Source organism: Methylobacterium terrae, from assembly GCF_003173755.1.
Classification (GTDB): Bacteria; Pseudomonadota; Alphaproteobacteria; order Rhizobiales; family Beijerinckiaceae; genus Methylobacterium; species Methylobacterium terrae.
Genome location: NZ_CP029553.1, coordinates 2,002,401 through 2,017,752, shown reverse-complemented (window position 1 = coordinate 2,017,752; position 15,352 = coordinate 2,002,401). Strand labels below are relative to the sequence as shown.

At 73.7% G+C, this 15,352-nt stretch carries 14 protein-coding genes; 3 read left to right on the top strand and 11 right to left on the bottom strand.

Features of this window, described 5'->3' with window-relative positions; genetic code table 11:
* Positions 1-13: 13 nt before the first annotated feature.
* Entirely contained in the window at positions 14-1,843 is a 1,830-nt protein-coding gene (gene ilvD, locus DK419_RS09055) for a dihydroxy-acid dehydratase (RefSeq protein WP_109958790.1), read from the bottom strand.
* A gap of 94 nt (positions 1,844-1,937) precedes the next feature.
* Positions 1,938-2,207: a hypothetical protein gene (locus DK419_RS09050; RefSeq protein WP_167450833.1), complete on the bottom strand. Its 270-nt coding sequence runs from the start codon at positions 2,205-2,207 to the stop codon at positions 1,938-1,940.
* 475 nt (positions 2,208-2,682) lie between these two features.
* Between DK419_RS09050 and DK419_RS09045 the strand changes: the two genes are divergently transcribed.
* Positions 2,683-4,542, top strand: a complete 1,860-nt coding sequence (locus DK419_RS09045; RefSeq protein WP_109958789.1) for an ABC transporter ATP-binding protein — start codon at positions 2,683-2,685, stop codon at positions 4,540-4,542.
* Here the strand turns inward: DK419_RS09045 and DK419_RS09040 are convergent.
* Positions 4,533-5,795: a DUF2254 domain-containing protein gene (locus tag DK419_RS09040; protein ID WP_109958788.1), complete on the bottom strand. Its 1,263-nt coding sequence runs from the start codon at positions 5,793-5,795 to the stop codon at positions 4,533-4,535. The genes DK419_RS09045 and DK419_RS09040 overlap by 10 nt on opposite strands.
* Before the next feature lie 82 nt (positions 5,796-5,877).
* Positions 5,878-6,117: a hypothetical protein gene (locus tag DK419_RS09035; protein WP_109958787.1), complete on the bottom strand. Its 240-nt coding sequence runs from the start codon at positions 6,115-6,117 to the stop codon at positions 5,878-5,880.
* A 235-nt stretch (positions 6,118-6,352) separates the two neighbouring features.
* On the opposite strand from DK419_RS09035, the gene DK419_RS09030 reads away from it, so the two are divergent.
* Positions 6,353-6,817, top strand: coding sequence for a phospholipase A2 family protein (locus DK419_RS09030; protein ID WP_245442879.1), 465 nt, complete (start codon positions 6,353-6,355; stop codon positions 6,815-6,817).
* A 9-nt stretch (positions 6,818-6,826) separates the two neighbouring features.
* Here the strand turns inward: DK419_RS09030 and DK419_RS09025 are convergent, their stop codons facing one another.
* Positions 6,827-7,762, bottom strand: a complete 936-nt coding sequence (locus DK419_RS09025; RefSeq protein ID WP_109958786.1) for an oxidoreductase — start codon at positions 7,760-7,762, stop codon at positions 6,827-6,829.
* Positions 7,763-7,915: 153 nt separating this feature from the next.
* On the opposite strand from DK419_RS09025, the gene DK419_RS09020 reads away from it, so the two are divergent.
* Entirely contained in the window at positions 7,916-8,149 is a 234-nt protein-coding gene (locus tag DK419_RS09020; RefSeq protein ID WP_109958785.1) for a hypothetical protein, read from the top strand.
* Positions 8,150-8,203: 54 nt separating this feature from the next.
* On the opposite strand, the gene DK419_RS09015 is transcribed toward DK419_RS09020, so the two are convergent.
* The 6 genes from DK419_RS09015 to DK419_RS08990 form a co-directional block, all read right to left on the bottom strand.
* Positions 8,204-10,207 (bottom strand): methyl-accepting chemotaxis protein, encoded by a 2,004-nt coding sequence (locus DK419_RS09015; protein ID WP_245442878.1) that lies wholly within the window; start codon positions 10,205-10,207, stop codon positions 8,204-8,206.
* A 257-nt stretch (positions 10,208-10,464) separates the two neighbouring features.
* Positions 10,465-10,914, bottom strand: coding sequence for a Zn-ribbon domain-containing OB-fold protein (locus DK419_RS09010; protein ID WP_109958784.1), 450 nt, complete (start codon positions 10,912-10,914; stop codon positions 10,465-10,467).
* Between the two features lie 6 nt (positions 10,915-10,920).
* Positions 10,921-12,087, bottom strand: a complete 1,167-nt coding sequence (locus DK419_RS09005; RefSeq protein ID WP_109958783.1) for a thiolase domain-containing protein — start codon at positions 12,085-12,087, stop codon at positions 10,921-10,923.
* 2 nt (positions 12,088-12,089) lie between these two features.
* Positions 12,090-13,004 (bottom strand): SDR family NAD(P)-dependent oxidoreductase, encoded by a 915-nt coding sequence (locus tag DK419_RS09000; protein ID WP_109958782.1) that lies wholly within the window; start codon positions 13,002-13,004, stop codon positions 12,090-12,092.
* Between the two features lie 17 nt (positions 13,005-13,021).
* Positions 13,022-13,795, bottom strand: a complete 774-nt coding sequence (locus DK419_RS08995) for an enoyl-CoA hydratase-related protein (RefSeq protein ID WP_109958781.1) — start codon at positions 13,793-13,795, stop codon at positions 13,022-13,024.
* Positions 13,795-15,318 (bottom strand): acetyl-CoA acetyltransferase, encoded by a 1,524-nt coding sequence (locus DK419_RS08990; RefSeq protein ID WP_109958780.1) that lies wholly within the window; start codon positions 15,316-15,318, stop codon positions 13,795-13,797. The genes DK419_RS08995 and DK419_RS08990 overlap by 1 nt, the downstream gene beginning before the upstream one ends.
* Positions 15,319-15,352: the final 34 nt, after the last annotated feature.

Below are 15,352 nucleotides of genomic sequence, written 5' to 3'. Positions count from 1 at the left end.
AGATCCTTGCGGCTCAGATCTTCCGCACGGCCCCGTGGGCGGCGCTGGTGGTCATGCTGGCAAAGGCGCGAAGCGCCGCGCTCACCTTGCGCTTCCGGGGCTCGGCGGGCTGCCAGCCCTTCGCGACTTGCGCGGCGCGGCGGCGCTCGATCTCGGCCGCATCGACCGCGAGGTGGATGCGCCGGTTCGGGATGTCGATCTCGATCCGGTCGCCGGGCTCGACGAGGCCGATCAACCCGCCTTCCGCCGCTTCCGGCGAGACGTGGCCGATCGACAGGCCCGAGGAGCCGCCCGAGAAGCGCCCGTCGGTGACGAGCGCGCAAGCCTTTCCGAGGCCCTTCGACTTCAGGTAGCTCGTCGGATACAGCATCTCCTGCATGCCGGGGCCGCCGCGGGGGCCCTCGTAGCGGATCAGCACCACCTCGCCGGCCTGGACCTTGCCCCCCAAGATGCCGTCCACCGCCGCGTCCTGGCTCTCGAAGACGTGGGCGGGACCCGAGAAGGTCAGGATGCTGGCATCGACGCCGGCGGTCTTCACGATGCAGCCGTCCTCGGCGAGGTTGCCGTACAGGACTGCCAGGCCGCCATCCTGCGAGTAGGCGTGGGCGGCGTCGCGCACCACCCCGCCCTCGCGGTCGAGGTCGAGCTCGTCGAAGCGCGAGGCCTGAGAGAACGCGACCTGGGTCGGCACGCCGCCGGGGGCCGCGCGGTAGAACTCGCGCACGCTCTCGCTGCCGGTCTGGCGCACGTCCCAGCGCGCCAGCGCCTCCTTGAGGGTGCCGGCGGCGACGTTGCCGACTTGCGCGTCGATGAGCCCCGCCCGGTCGAGCTCGCCGAGGATCGCCATGATGCCGCCGGCGCGGTGCACGTCCTCCATGTGGACGTTGGCCACCGCCGGCGCGACCTTGCACAGGACCGGCACCCGGCGCGACAGCCGGTCGATGTCGGCCATGGTGAAGGGCACCTCGCCCTCGTAGGCGGCGGCGAGCAGGTGCAGCACCGTGTTGGTCGAGCCGCCCATGGCGATGTCGAGGGTCATGGCGTTCTCGAACGCCGTCATCGAGGCGATCGCCCGCGGCAGGACCGAGGCATCGTCCTGCTCGTAGTGGCGCCGGGCGAGGTCGACGATGAGGTGGCCGGCCTCGACGAACAGGCGCTTGCGGTCGGCGTGGGTCGCCAGCACCGAGCCGTTGCCGGGCAGCGAGAGCCCGAGCGCCTCGGTGAGGCAGTTCATGGAATTGGCCGTGAACATGCCCGAGCACGAGCCGCAGGTCGGGCAGGCCGAGCGCTCGATCACCTGCACGTCCTCGTCGGTAACGCGGTCGTCGGCGGCGGCGATCATCGCGTCGACGAGGTCGACCTTCCTGATCCCGGTCGAGAGGTGGACCTTGCCGGCCTCCATCGGCCCGCCGGAGACGAACACCACCGGGATGTTGAGGCGGAGCGCCGCCATCAGCATGCCGGGGGTGATCTTGTCGCAGTTCGAGATGCACACCATGGCGTCGGCGCAATGCGCGTTGACCATGTACTCGACCGAATCGGCGATCAGGTCGCGGGACGGCAGCGAGTAGAGCATGCCGTCGTGCCCCATCGCGATGCCGTCGTCGACCGCGATGGTGTTGAACTCCTTGGCGACGCCGCCCGCCGCCTCGATCTCGCGCGCCACGAGCTGGCCGAGGTCCTTCAGGTGGACGTGGCCGGGCACGAACTGCGTGAACGAGTTCACCACCGCGATGATCGGCTTGCCGAAATCGGCGTCCTTCATGCCGGTGGCGCGCCACAGGCCGCGGGCGCCGGCCATGTTGCGGCCGTGGGTGGTGGTGCGGGAACGGTAGGCGGGCATTGGAACTCTTCGAGGGTCGTTTCCCCTCGGGTCATGCCGCCACCACCCCGCCCGCCGCAAGTCCCTGAATGCAGGGCAGGCCCGCTTCGAGCCGCTACTTCGAGCAGCCGATGCAGATGCCCTTCATGATCTGGTCCTCGCGCTTCTCCTCCTGGCGGTTGCGGGGGGTGACGGTGCCGGTCTCGTCGGGACCCAGGCTGCCGGGCTTCGGCACGGTCTGGCCGACGGCGCTGGTGTTCGGCGCCCGGATCGTCGAGGCCGGGCCGCCGCCGGTGCCGGTCTCGCTCGGCGGGGTTTGGGCGAGGGCGGGGAGGGGGCCGAGGAGGGCGAGGGCCAGGATCGGGGTGAGGAGGCGGTTGGCCATGGATCGGGTCCCTTTTGGGGCGGTGAAGCTGTGTCGGGGAGTCGACGCGGTGGGAACGGTGAAGTTCCCGAGGCGCGTGCTCACGCTCCGCGGCCGCATCCCCTCCGCGACCAGGGCTGAACGCTCGTGCGAGACCCGCCCTCTGTGCAGGGCTGTCCGGGGAAATGAAAAGACGCGAGTCTCCCCTCTCCCCGCGGGCGGGGAGAGGCTTGAGTACCCTTGTCGGGTGCTCAAGGAGCCCGCAGGGCGAGGGTGAGGGGGTGGCTCCGGAAGAGTCTCACTCGTCGAGACCCCCTCACCCTCGCTCCGGCTCCGCCTGCGCTCCTTTCACCCCAGGCAAGGGGGGCGAAAGCCTCTCCCCGCCCGCGGGGAGAGGAGGGAACCCGTGCCATTCTTTTCCCCGGACAGCTCTGCACAGAGGGGGGAGGGTTGAGGCCAGCGCAGCCGGACGCTCCCACCCGCCTATATCTCCCCCATGGACGCCCCCTCCGACAGCCGCCTCTCCGCCTTGCGCCGCGCCGCGAGCACCCGGCTCGGGCCCTTGCGCCACCTGCCCGCTCTGTTCCGCCTCGCCGTCGCGGCCGATCCGCGGCTCACCGCCGCCAGCCTCGCCTTGCGCCTCACGCGCGCCGGGCTGCCGGCCCTGATGCTCTACGTCGCCAAGCTCGTGGTCGATGCCGTGGTGGCGGGGCGGGGGGGACCGCCGCCGGAGGCCGGCTGGCTGTCCGATCCGCGGCTGCACCACATCGGGTTCCTCGTCGGGATCGAGCTTGCCCTCGCGGTCGTCTCGGACCTGCTCGGGCGGGCGACCTCGTACGTCGACGGGGTGCTGGCCGAGAAGGTCGGCAACGCCACGACCCTGCGGCTGATGACCCATGCCGCCTCCCTCGACCTCGCGCAGTTCGAGGACAGCGCGGTGCAGGACCGGCTGGAGCGGGCCCGGCGCCAGGTGGCGTGGCGCTCGAACCTGATCGGCCAGCTGCTCGGCCAGCTCCAGGACCTCGTCACCGCGATCACGCTCGCGGTCGCCGTCGGCACGATGCTGCCCGGGCTGGTGCTGCTCCTGGTGCTCGCCCTGATCCCGGCCTTCCTCAACGAGCTGCACTTCAACGCCCGCGGCTACCGCCTCGCCTGGCGCCGCAGCCCGGACCGGCGCGAGACCGACTACCTGCGCTACCTCGGCGCCGACGCGCACAGCGCCAAGGAGGTCAAGCTGTTCGGCCTCGCCCACCACCTCGCCGAGCGGTTTCGCGACCTCGCCGCCCGGCTGCTCGCCGAGAACCGGGAGCTCGCCCGCCACCGGGCGCTCGCCGGCGGCGCCTTCGCGACCCTCGGCACGCTCGCCTACTACGCCGCCTACCTCGTCATCGCGGGCGAAGCGCTCGCCGGCACGCTCACCGTCGGCGACCTCACCTTCCTGGGCGGGGCTTTCCTGCGCCTGCGCGGCCTCGTCGAGGGGCTGCTGCTCGGCGCGTCCCAGCTCCTCGGCCAGGCGCAGTACCTCGACGACCTGTTCTCGTTCTTCACCATCGCGCCGACCATCCGCTCGCGGCCCGGCGCCTTGCCCGTGCCGGAGCGCCTGCGCGAGGGCTTCGTGTTCGAGGATGTCGGCTACCGCTATCCGGGCGAGGAGCGCTGGGCGGTGCGCCACCTGTCCCTGCGCATCCGGGCCGGCGAGGTGGTGGCGCTGGTGGGCGAGAACGGCGCCGGCAAGACCACGGTCGTCAAGCTGCTCGCCCGGCTCTACGCGCCGACCGAGGGCCGCATCCTGCTCGACGGCCGCGACCTCGCCGAGTACGACCTCGACTCCCTGCGCGCCCGGATCGGCGTGATCTTCCAGGACTTCATGCGGTTCGACTTCACGGCCGGCGACAACATCGCGGTCGGCCGGATCGAGGCGCGGGAGGACCGGGACGGGATCGCGCTCGCGGCGCGGCGGGCCCTCGCCGACGCGGTGATCGAGCGGCTCCCGGCATCTTACGACCAGCGCCTCGGCCGGCGCTTCGAGGACGGGGTCGAATTGTCGGGCGGCGAGTGGCAGAAGGTGGCGATCGCCCGGGCCTATCGGCGCGACGCGGCGGTTCTCGTCCTCGACGAGCCGACGGCGGCCCTCGATGCCGGGGCCGAGGCCGAGGTGTTCCGCCGCTTCGCCGACCTCGCGGCCGGGCGCACCGCGCTCCTCATCTCGCACCGCTTCTCCACCGTGCGCCGGGCCGACCGGATCGTGGTCCTGGCCGGGGGCCGCGTGCTGGAGGAGGGGACGCATGCCGCGCTGGTGGCGCGGGCCGGGCGCTACGCCGAGCTGTTCGAGCTTCAGGCGGCGGGCTACCGCTGAGCCGCCTCGTAATCGGCGAGGTCGGCCGCATCGGCGATCGTCTCCCGGGCGGCCCGGTCCAGGCGCTCGACCACGCGGGCGACCGACGGCGCCGCGTAGGGCCGCGCGGCGCGCAGGGCCTGCAGCGTCTTGGCCAGCCGGATCGTCACCTCGATCTCCCCCAGCCCCTCGCGGATCAGCGGCCGGAAGGCGTCGGTCAGCATGTCGTCGAGCGTCGGGCGGGGCACGTGGACCGGAGGCCGCTCGGCCAGCTCCGCGCCCTCCGGCTCGTCGGGCGGCAGGTGCAGGAGCACCCGCAGGAGGGCGTTCAGCACCTCGATCGCGGTGCCGGGATCGTTGGTGGCCGGGGAGAGGGCGCGGCTGGCGATCTCCGAGAGCGCGATCAGGCCGAGGCGCGGATCCTGGTCGAAGCGCCGGTGCCGCTCGATCGCGAAGGCCTTCGCCAAGGTTTCGGCGAGGGTTTCGGCGAGGGTTTCGGCCACCGTCTCGCCCGCCTCCCCGGCATCGCCCGCGACGTGGAGCAGCGGCCGGGTCGGATGGACGAGGGTGCCCGGCAGCGCGGCGACGTGGAGCACGAGCCCGTGATGCGCCGCGGCCGCGCCGAGGGAGGCGATGTCGATATGGGTGACGTAGCCGGTCTCCCCGGAGAAAACCGGCGTCGCGCCGGCGGGCACCGGGACCGCCGGCCGTCCGCCGAGGCGCGGATCGGCGGAGAAGGCCCGCATCGCCTCGGCGGCGGCCTCCTCGACGCGGTCGATCACGTCGCCCATCCGCCCGAAGCCGGTGATGTGGCCGATCCAGCGCAGGAGCGTGACGACCACCACGGCGACGACCAGCACCGTGCCGCAGAACAGGACGACGCGCCCGCTGTCGCCGTAGACGCTCGATTGCAGCCCGATGATGCCGACGACCGAGAACACGAAGGCGCCCAGGAAGGTCGAGAGCGCGTTCTGCGAGGTCGGGTCGCCGATCAGGAGCTGCGTCGCCCGCGGCGTCGCGAGCTGGGTCGCGGAGCCGTAGGCGCTGACCATCGCGGTGAGCGAGAACGTCGTCACCGCCAGCATGCTGGACGCCATGATCTGCAGGATCGTCCCGACGGCGTCCTGCCCGAGCCGGCCGTGCACGTCCCCGGGCAGGAACGGCCCGACGAGCGCGGCGACGACCGCGAGCCCGACCCCGAACAGGCTGATCAGCGCCGCCCGGAACCAGACTTGCCGGACGACACGCCGTCCCATCCACGCCCAGCGACCCATGCGTCCTCGCCCATCCGGTGGATCCCGCGATCCTCGAACCGGGGATTCTAGGGCAGCGGAGCGGGCGCGGCGCGGGGTCGCGTCAGTGGTCCGGCCTCCCGGGCGGGGGACCGCCCTCCCGCTCGGCCCGGTCGCGGTCGAGCTGCGTCAGGAGCTCGGCGAGGCGCGGGTCGAGCCCCTCGTCGAGCACGGGTTCGTACAGGGCCTGGAGGTAGCGGCCGAGCCGTTCCCGGCTCGCCGCGTCGAGGGTCGGGCCGCCGTCCGACGGCTCGCGGGAGGAGGGTCCGCCGAACCGGGGCGTATCGGAATCGGATGCGATCATCGGTCCTACATTTCGCGCCCGGGCGGCTCCGGCAAGCCTCCGCCCTCGTCGATCCCCCAACACCGGGGCGGGCCGCGGGTTCACGCGGTCTCGCGCCCGGTGACCTCGCGGTGATCTCGTCCCCGAGCAGCCCAGGGCTGACGCCCGTCCCGAAGCGGGACGGTTGGACGCAAGGCGGGAACCGCGTTTGTGCAGTGCCGTTGGCTCGCCGGGGCAATCGGAAGGGATCAGATCGATGCGCTTGCTGACGATGACCGTGGCCGTCCCGCTCGTCCTCGCCTGCGGCCTCGCCGTGCCGGCTCTCGCCCAGTCCGGCCGCCCGCCGGCACTCCTCATCCACGGCAATTACTGCGGCCCGGGCAACAACGCGCCGCTGCCGCCGATCGACGCCCTCGACGCGGCCTGCGCCCGGCACGATGCCTGCACGCCCCGGGGCGGCATGCCGACGGCGACCTGCAACGCGCGGCTGCAGCGCGAGGCCGCGCTGATCTCCCGCGATCCGCGCCAGCCCGAGGATGTTCGCGACGCCGCCGGCTTCGTCGCCTTCGCGGCCGGCATGATGCCGTCGCGCCCGCAGGTGGCGGAGGCTCCCGCGATGGTGCCCGCGGCGCGTCCCGTCGGGCACGTCGTCCAAGTGCCGTCGGTTGTTCAAGCCCCGTCGGTGGTTCAAGTCCCGTCGCTCGACGAGGACGACGAGTAGGACGCGCTCTCAGAGCGGGTAGGTCACGTCGGTCAGCGTCTCGGACAGGGCCCAGAGCCGCGCCGCCGAAGCGGGGTCGCCGGCATGGGGCTCGACCTTCGCGGGGGCGGGGTGGCCGCGGATCTCCCACAGGCCGTCCGGGCCGTAATAGTGGCCGCCCTCCGCCTCCGGCGCCGTGGCGGCGTAGAGCAGGGGCAGGGCGCCCCGCGCCGCCGACTGGCCGAGGAGGCCGAGGAGACCGGCGCCGATGCGCTCCGCCAGCGGCCCGGCCCGGTCGCCGCGCCGGGCGATGGCGGTGGCCGCCACGCCGGGATGGGCCGCGATCGACCGCACGGGCGAGCGAGCGGCGCGCAGGCGGCGGTCGAGCTCGAGGGCGAACATCAGCATCGCGAGCTTGGTCTGCCGGTAGGCCGATTGCGGCCCGTAGGCGCGGCGCAGCTGCAGGTCGTCGAAGGCGATGCGTCCCGAGCGGTGGGCGATGCTCGCCACTGCGACGACCCGGGCCGGCGCCGCGCCGGGCTCGCGCCGCAGGCTCGGCAGCAGCAGACCGGTCAGGGCGAAGTGGCCGAGATAGTTGGTGGCGAGCTGGCGCTCGAACCCGTCCTCGGTCTCCTCGCGCCGCGGCACCGCGGCGATGCCGGCATTGAGGAGCAGGATGTCGATCGGCCGCCCCTCCGAGCGCCAGCCCTCCGCGAAGGCCCGCACCGAGGCGAGGCGGGCGGTGTCGAGGGCGCGGATCTCGACGGAGGCCGCCGGATGCGCCCGCCGGATTGCCGCCGCCATGCGCTCGGCCTTGCCCGCGTCCCGGGCGGCGAGCACGATCCCGGCCCCGGCGCCCGCGAGCGCGAGGGCCGCCTCGTAGCCGATGCCGCTCGTCGCCCCGGTGACGAGGGCGCGGCGTCCGACCTGCGGCGGGATCATGGAAGGGGTCCAGGGCATCCGCATGCTCCTCGGAAATCTCGCGAGAGCCCCGAGATGGTGGCGGGCGCGCCGGCGGGAAGGGGCGGCGCGGATCGAAACCGCTCCCGCGCACGTTCCCTGCACGCCGGCCCCGGAGAGGCCGGCGCCCGGGCTGTCGGAGGATATGAGGGAACCCGCATGATCGGTCGGCTGATCGCGACCCTGCGCCCGCACAGGCTGCCCGACGACCGCGAGGCGGGGCCGGAGGAGACGGTGATGGCCGCCCCGCCGGACGCGGCCATGCGGTTTGCGCCGATGGTGCCGCTCGCGCCCCCGCCGGCCGTCAACGACGACCCGGACGAGGCGCTGTGCGAGGCGGTCGAGGCGGCGCTGCGCGACGCCGGGTACCTGTCGGAGCCGCCGGCGGAGTGAGGGAGCGGCTCCTGGATCGCGACCGTCCGGCGCGACCGCACGGTGATCGCGGCGTCAGGCCGCCTGGATGTCGTGCAGGAAGCCGTCGACCTCCTGCTTGACGTTGAGCGACTGCGTCGCGAGCTCGGCGGCCGCCATCAGCACCTGCGAGGCGGCGCTGCCGGTCTCGCCCGCCGAGCCGAGCACGCCGGTCATCGACGCGGACACGTCCTGGGTGCCCCGGGCCGCCTGCGAGGCGTTGCGCGAGATCTCGGTCGTCGCGGCGGTCTGCTCCGTCACCGTCGCGGCGATCATGCCGCTGATCTCGTTCATCGCCGCGATCGTCTGGCTGATCTGCCCGATGGCGCCCGCCGCCTGGCCGGTGGCGGCCTGGATCGCCGTGATCTGCCCGCCGATCTCCACGGTCGCCCGGGAGGTCTGGGCCGCGAGCTCCTTCACCTCGGCGGCCACCACCGCGAAGCCGCGCCCCGCCGCGCCGGCGCGGGCCGCCTCGATGGTGGCGTTGAGGGCGAGCAGGTTGGTCTGATCGGCGATGGCGGTGATCGTCGCGACGGCGGCGCCGATCTGCGTGGCGGCCGCGCTCAGGCTCGTCATGGCGGCGTCGGTCGCCGCGGCCTCGCGGGCGGCGTTCCCGGCGACCTCGTTCGAGCGCAGGACCTGCCGCTCGATCTCCTGGAGCGAGGACACCATCTCCTCGGCGGCGGCCGCGACCATCTGCACGCTGGCCGAGGTCTGATCGGCGGTGGCGCTGGAGGCCTGCGCCTGGGCGCTGGTGGTGTCGGCGACGCCCGTCATGGTGCGGGCCGTGGCGTCGAGCTCGGTCGCGGCCGAGGTGACGATCTCGAGCGAGCCCGCCACCTTGTGCTGGAAGCCCCGGACCAGCTGGTCGACCCGGTCGGCGCGGCGCTGGCGGGCGGATTGCTCCTCGCGCTGCTCCGCCTCCAGGGCGACCCGGGCGATGGCGTTCTGCCGGAACACCTCCACGGCCTGGGCCATCTCGCCCATCTCGTCGCGGGAATCGCGGGAGGGCACGGCGAGGTCGGTATCGCCGTCCGCCAGCCGCTTCATCGCCGCGGTCATGCCGCCGATCGGCCCGATGATGCTGCGGGCGATCAGCAAGGCGAGGCCGGTGCCGAGGGACAGGGCGACGGCGATCAGGACGAACTGGATCGTCCGCGTCCGGGCCGTCATCCCCTCGGTGGCGGCGGCGATCTCGGCCACCACGGTCTCCACCTTGGCCCGCACGGTCTTGGTGGCTTGGTCGATGGCCGTCAGGCGCGGCTTGAGGCCGGCATCGTAGACCTTCTGGCTCTCGCCCGAGGCCGCGTTGTAGGCCTGGAACGCGGTGACGTAGGCCGCCAGCGCCTGCTCGGTCGCGCGGATCGACGACGCGAAGGCGCCGGCGGTATCGAGCCCGCGCAGGGCCTTCAGGGCGGTGTCCGCCTTGCCGGCATTGGTCGCGAAGGTCGCCGGGCCGTTCGGGTCCTGCGTCGCCAGGAAGCGCCAGTTGGCGACCCGCACCAGCAGCATGGCGCTCTCGGTCATGGCGGCCTGGAGCACCTGCGCGTCGCTGGCGCGAGCCCGCATCTCGGCCACGAGCGCGCCGGTCGCGCGGGTCAGCTCGTCGCCGCCCTTGAACAGCGTGCTCTTGGCCTCCGCCATGCTGCGCCCCGTCGCCTCCAGGCGCTGCATGTCGGGCTTCAGGTCGCGGGCCTGGTCGCGGATCTCGCCGTAGAGCCGGCGGCGGTCCTCGGCGATCGCCCGCCTGGCCATCCGATCGCCCGATTCCTCGATCGACCGGCGCTCCGCCTCGATCTCGGCGATCAGCTCGGGCCGCGGCGCGAGGCGGTACTGCTCCGCCTGACCCGCCATCGTCTTCGTCGACACGATCACGGCGAGGGCGGAGCGCGACAGGTCGTCGAGCAATGCCCGCCGTTCGTACTGCTCGGCGAGGCCGGCCTGCTGGTAGATCGAGAAGCCACCCAGACCTGCGGCAATCATTACCAGTGACCCGAAGCCGAAATACAGGCGGGTGCGGACGGTCGACTTGCGCAGCATGTCACGACTCAAATGAGAGTTTATTCTTATAAGATAAATTACTTTTGTTAATGATCGGTTACAAACTTACCCTTCGGCAGAATTCGGCTGCCCTGCCGGAAGCGGCGCGTGCTCCCGTCGCCATGCCGGAAGGGCGAAGCGGCGTGGTCCGGGAGGGGCCGCAGCCCCGTCCGGTGGCCCGGCAACGGAGGGCCGCGCGCACGGGCGTGCCGCGGGGGCCGCCCGCCCCGAACGATCGCGCGGCCCGGGACGCCGATCTACGATGGCGGTTCCGACCCCGGCGCTTCGTCGGCCTCGACCGGCCGGAAGCACGGCACCGGCGTGCCGTCGCGCGAGCGCGCGAAGACGAGGCGCACCGGCTGGCCGATCGCCAGGGCTCGCGGATCGCACTCGACCAGGCTCGTCAGCATCGTCGGCCCTTCCGCCAGCGTGACGTAGGCGATCGTGCGGGCCGGGTCCTCGCGGGCGAGCACCGTGTAGCTGTAGATCGTGCCGTTCCCCGAGGCCTCCTCCCAGGCGGTCTCGCCGAGGCAGAACGGGCACAGGGAGCGCGGGTACCAGTGCGCCTTGCCGCAGGCCGTGCAGCGGCGCAGCAGGAACCGGCCCTCGCGCGCCGCCGCCACGAAGGGCGCGGATTCGGGGCTCGCCGGCGGATCGGGCCAGTCGCCGTCGCGCAAGGAGATGCGGGTCGAGGAAATCCCGGTCATCACGTCTCACTCCCTCCCGAGCACCAGGGTCGCGGCGCCGTGGCGGCTGCCGAGCAGGCCGCCGATGCCGGTCGCCACGGCGAGGCCGCAATTCCTCACCTGGACCGCCGGATGCGCCTCTTCCCGCAACTGGCGCACCGCCTCGATCACCTTGGTGATGCCGCCCCGGTTGGCCGGGTGGTTGTTGCACAGCCCGCCGCCATCGGTGTTGAACGGCAGCTTTCCGGTCCCCGAGATCAGGTTGCCGTCGGCGACGAAGCGCCCGCCCTGCCCCTTCTCGCAGAAGCCGAGATCCTCGAGCTGCATCAGCACCGTGATGGTGAAGCTGTCGTAGATCGAGGCGTACCGGATGTCGGCCGGGGTCACCCCGGCCTCCGCGAAGGCCGCCGGCCCGGAGATCCGCGCCGCCGAGTACGTCAGGTCGACCGCGCCGCCGAGCTGGCCTTTTTGCGCCTCGCCCGCCCCCATCACCCGCACGCGCGGGCGCTTCAGGGTGCGGGCGATCTCGGGCCGCACCACCACCAGCGCCCCGCCGCCGTCGCTGACGACGCAGCAATCGAGCCGGTGCAGCGGATCGGCGACCATCGGCGAGGCCAGCACGTCCTCGACGCTCACCACGTCGCGCAGCATGGCGTTCGGGTTGTGCTGCGCGTGGTGCGAGGCCGCGACCTTGATCCAGGCGAGCTGCTCGGCCGTCGTGCCGAACGCGTGCATGTGGCGGCGGGCACACATCGCGTAGAGGTTGACCGTGGTCGGGCCGAACGGCGTCTCCCACGGGCTGTCCGGCGCATCGGCGATGACGGGCCGGGCCGCGGTGCCGGAATGCCCGGCGCTGCGCGGCCGGCCGGCGAGCGTGATCAGCGCGACGTTGCACGTCCCCATCGCGATGGCCTGCGCGGCGTGGGCCACGTGGGCGATGTAGGAGGCGCCGCCGATATCGGTGCTGTCGAGGTGGCGCACCCTGAGGTTCAGGTAGTCGGCCATCGCCAGCGGCCCGAGGCCCGGCGCGTCGCCGGCGCAGAAATAGCCGTCGACGTCGTCCTTCGTCAGCCCGGCATCGGCGAGCGCGCCGGCGGCGGCCTCGGCGTGGAGCTGGGCCACGGACTTGTCCGGGGCCTTGCGGGCCGGGTGCTCGTAGGCCCCCGCGATGTAGGCGCGTCCGTTGATCGTCATGGTCACACCGGGTCCCAGGAAAACACGTCGGGGCTGCGGTCGAGGGGGGCGAGGTGGCCCGAGAGCGCCGGCATCCCGTGCTCGGCGATGGTCTCCGGCGTCCAGCCCTCGCCCCGGTGCACGCCGCGCACCGGGCGGGGATGGTTGAAGACGAACAATTCGTTGTGGCGGGCGGCGAAGATCTGGCCGGTGACGTGGCCGGCCTCGTCGGAGGCGAGGAAGACGGCGAGCGGGGCGTTCTTCTCCGGGCCCATCGCCTGGAGCTTGGCGACGCGAGCCTTCTGCTCCGGGGTCTCGGCGGGGATCGAGCTCGTCATGCGGCTCCAGGCGAAGGGGGCGATGCAGTTCGAGCGCACGCCGAAGCGGCCCATGTCGAGGGCGATCGACTTCGACAGGGCGGCGACGCCGAGCTTGGCGGCGGAATAGTTCGCCTGGCCGAGATTGCCGATCAGGCCGGAGGTCGAGGTCATGTGGACGTAGGCGCCCGAGCCTTGTTTCCGGAAGGTCTCGGCGGCGGCGCGGGAGACGAAGAAGCTGCCGTTGAGGTGGACGTTGATGACGGAAAGCCATTCCTCCGGCGTCATCTTGTGGAAGATCTGGTCGCGCAGGATGCCGGCATTGTTGACCACGATGTCGAGGCGGCCGAACGCGTCGAGGGCGGTCGCGACGATGCGTTGCGCCGCGTCCCATTCGGCGACGGTATCGGTGTTGACGACCGCCTGGCCGCCGCGCTGCTCGATGATGGCGCGGGTCTGCTCGCCCGGGGTCGCCGAGGTCTCGCCGAGCCCGCTGAGGCTCGCGCCGACGTCGTTGACGACCACCCGGGCGCCGGCGAGCGCCATGGCGAGCGCGATCTCCCGCCCGATGCCGCCACCGGCTCCGGTGACGAGCGCGACCTTGCCGTCCAGTAGGCCCATGGGGTGTCTCCCTGTTCTCACCGCCCCGTCCAGCGCGGCGGGCGCTTCTCGACGAAGGCCCGCGGGCCCTCGCGGTAATCCTCCGAGGCCTGCACCCGTGCCCGGGCGGCGGCGCTCGCTTCGCGCAAGCCCGCCTCGTTGGAATCGGGTGCGAGGCGCGCGACGCCTAAGCTCTCGCGCACGGCGAGCGGCGCGTTGCCGGCGATGACGCGCGCCAGCGCCAGCGCCTCGTCCCGGGCGCGGCCCTGGGGCGCCAGCCGGTTGACGAGGCCGAGCGCGTGGGCGCGGGCGGCTTCGAGCCGCCCGCCGGTCAGGATCAGCTCGAGGGCGATTCGCTGAGGCAGCGCCCGCGGCAGCCGGTAGAGCCCGCCCGCCGCCGCGACGAGGCCGCGGGTCACCTCCGGCAGGCCGAAGCTCGCCCCCTCGCCGGCGACGATCAGGTCGCAGGCCAGCGCGATCTCGCAGCCGCCGGCGAGCGCCGGGCCCTCGACTGCGGCGATCCAGGGCTTGGCCCGCGGCGCGTGCACGAAGCCCGCGAAGCCGCCCGCCTCCGTCCAGAGATCGTCGGCCCGCCCCGCCGCGATCACCGTCAGGTCGGCCCCGGCGCAGAAGACCGGGCCCTCGCCGGCGAGCACCACCGCGCGGACCGCGTCGTCGGCTTCGGTCTCGACCACCGCCCGCGCGAGGGCACGGGCGAGCGCCGGATCGACGGCGTTGCGGGCCTGCGGCCGGTCCAGGATCACGACCGCGACGTGGTCGCCGGCGCGCGCGACGCGGATCGGGTCCGCCATCACGCGGCCTCCCATTCGAGGAGCCCGTCGGGGGCCGTGCGCAACCGGCCCTCGCCTCCGACGGGCGAGCGGTCGAGGTCGGTGAGGCGGCCGAGCGTCCCGCGGTCGGCGGCGGGCACCCGGGCGAGCAGGCGCGCGCCGCCCTGGCGCAGCACGACGACGCCGCGCTCGGGGGCGCCCTCGCGGTCGAACAGCACGGTGTGGGTCTCGAGCGTCGCGCGGCCCGTCGCCGCCTCGACGACCGGCGGCACCGGCCCGCGGCGGCGATCCGCCTCGTCCTGGACCGAGACCGGCGCGTCGGCGGGCGCGCGCGGCCGGCCGCCCAGCACCAGGGCGTGGTGCTTGGTGACGAACTCGCCCTGGCCGTAGAGGAGGCCGGCCGCGCCCGGCGCCTCGCGCAAGGCGCGGACCATCGCGCAGGCGGCATGCGCCATGTAGCCGTTGAGCGGCGCGCCGAAGAAGGTCAGCCCGCCGGCCACCGTCGGCACCGCGTCGGCGGGGAGCCCGAGGCTGCGGCGCGCCATCTTGGGCACGCAGGGAAAGCAGCTGTAGAGTTCGACCGCCGCGAGGTCCGGGGGCGCGAAGCCTGCCCGGCGCAGGGTTTCGGCCAGCACCGCGTCCTGCGCCGGCGCGTGGTCGAAGCGGTCGCGGGCGAGCCAGTCGCGCGGCTCGGCCGCCGCGGCGCCGGGGCCGATCGGGACCACGCGGTGCTCGGGGATCCCGGCGGCGCGGGCGAGCGCGAGGCTCGTCACGATCAGGCCCGCGCCCTGGTTCACCACGGGGTTGGCCACCATCAGCTTCGGGTAGGGCCAGGCGATCGGCCGGTTGGCGGGCGAGGGCGTGGCGATCTCCTCCGCCGCGAAGGGGCGGCGCAGCCAGCCGTTCGGGTTCGCGCCGGCGACCCGCGACATCGCCGACCACAGGGCCGCCGATTCGTCGCGGCCCTGGCGCGGGGTCTGTCCCCAGGCGGCCTGGAGGGCCGTCTCGTAGAGCGGGTAGACGAAGACCGGCTGCGACAGCCCGTGGCGCAGGGCCTGAGGGTGCAGGTAGTCGCGCGCCCGCGGGTTGGTCCAGGCCGGATCCGGCGCGGTCCAGGGCGGGACGGCGTCGCGCTCGGGCTTGAGGCCGGCGCGGCGCGCGGCGCCCGCGCTGTGCTCGGCCTCGCCGCTGCACAGGGCCGCCACCTCCACCTCGCCGCGGGCGATCCTGAGCGCCGCCTCGTGCAGGAACCGCACCGGCGTCTCGCCGCCGACCGGGCCGTAGGCGAGCCGGGCCGGGCGGTGGCCGATCAGGTCGGCGACGCGGGCCGGCAGGTCGGCGTAGGGCCAGGACACCGCGTTGATCACGTCGAGGGAGGCGACGCGGGCGAGCCAGCCGCCGCCGGCATCCGCGTCGGCGCGGGCCAGGGCCTCGGCCATCAGGGCGGCGGGCTCGGGGCCGACGGAGCCGCGGCCGGGCGCGTCGGGCCGGTCGGCGACCTCGCCGATGCCGACGACGACGGGAATGCGGGCGGGGTCGGTCATGGGGTGACTGCCACGAGAGAGGCGCGCGCTCCTG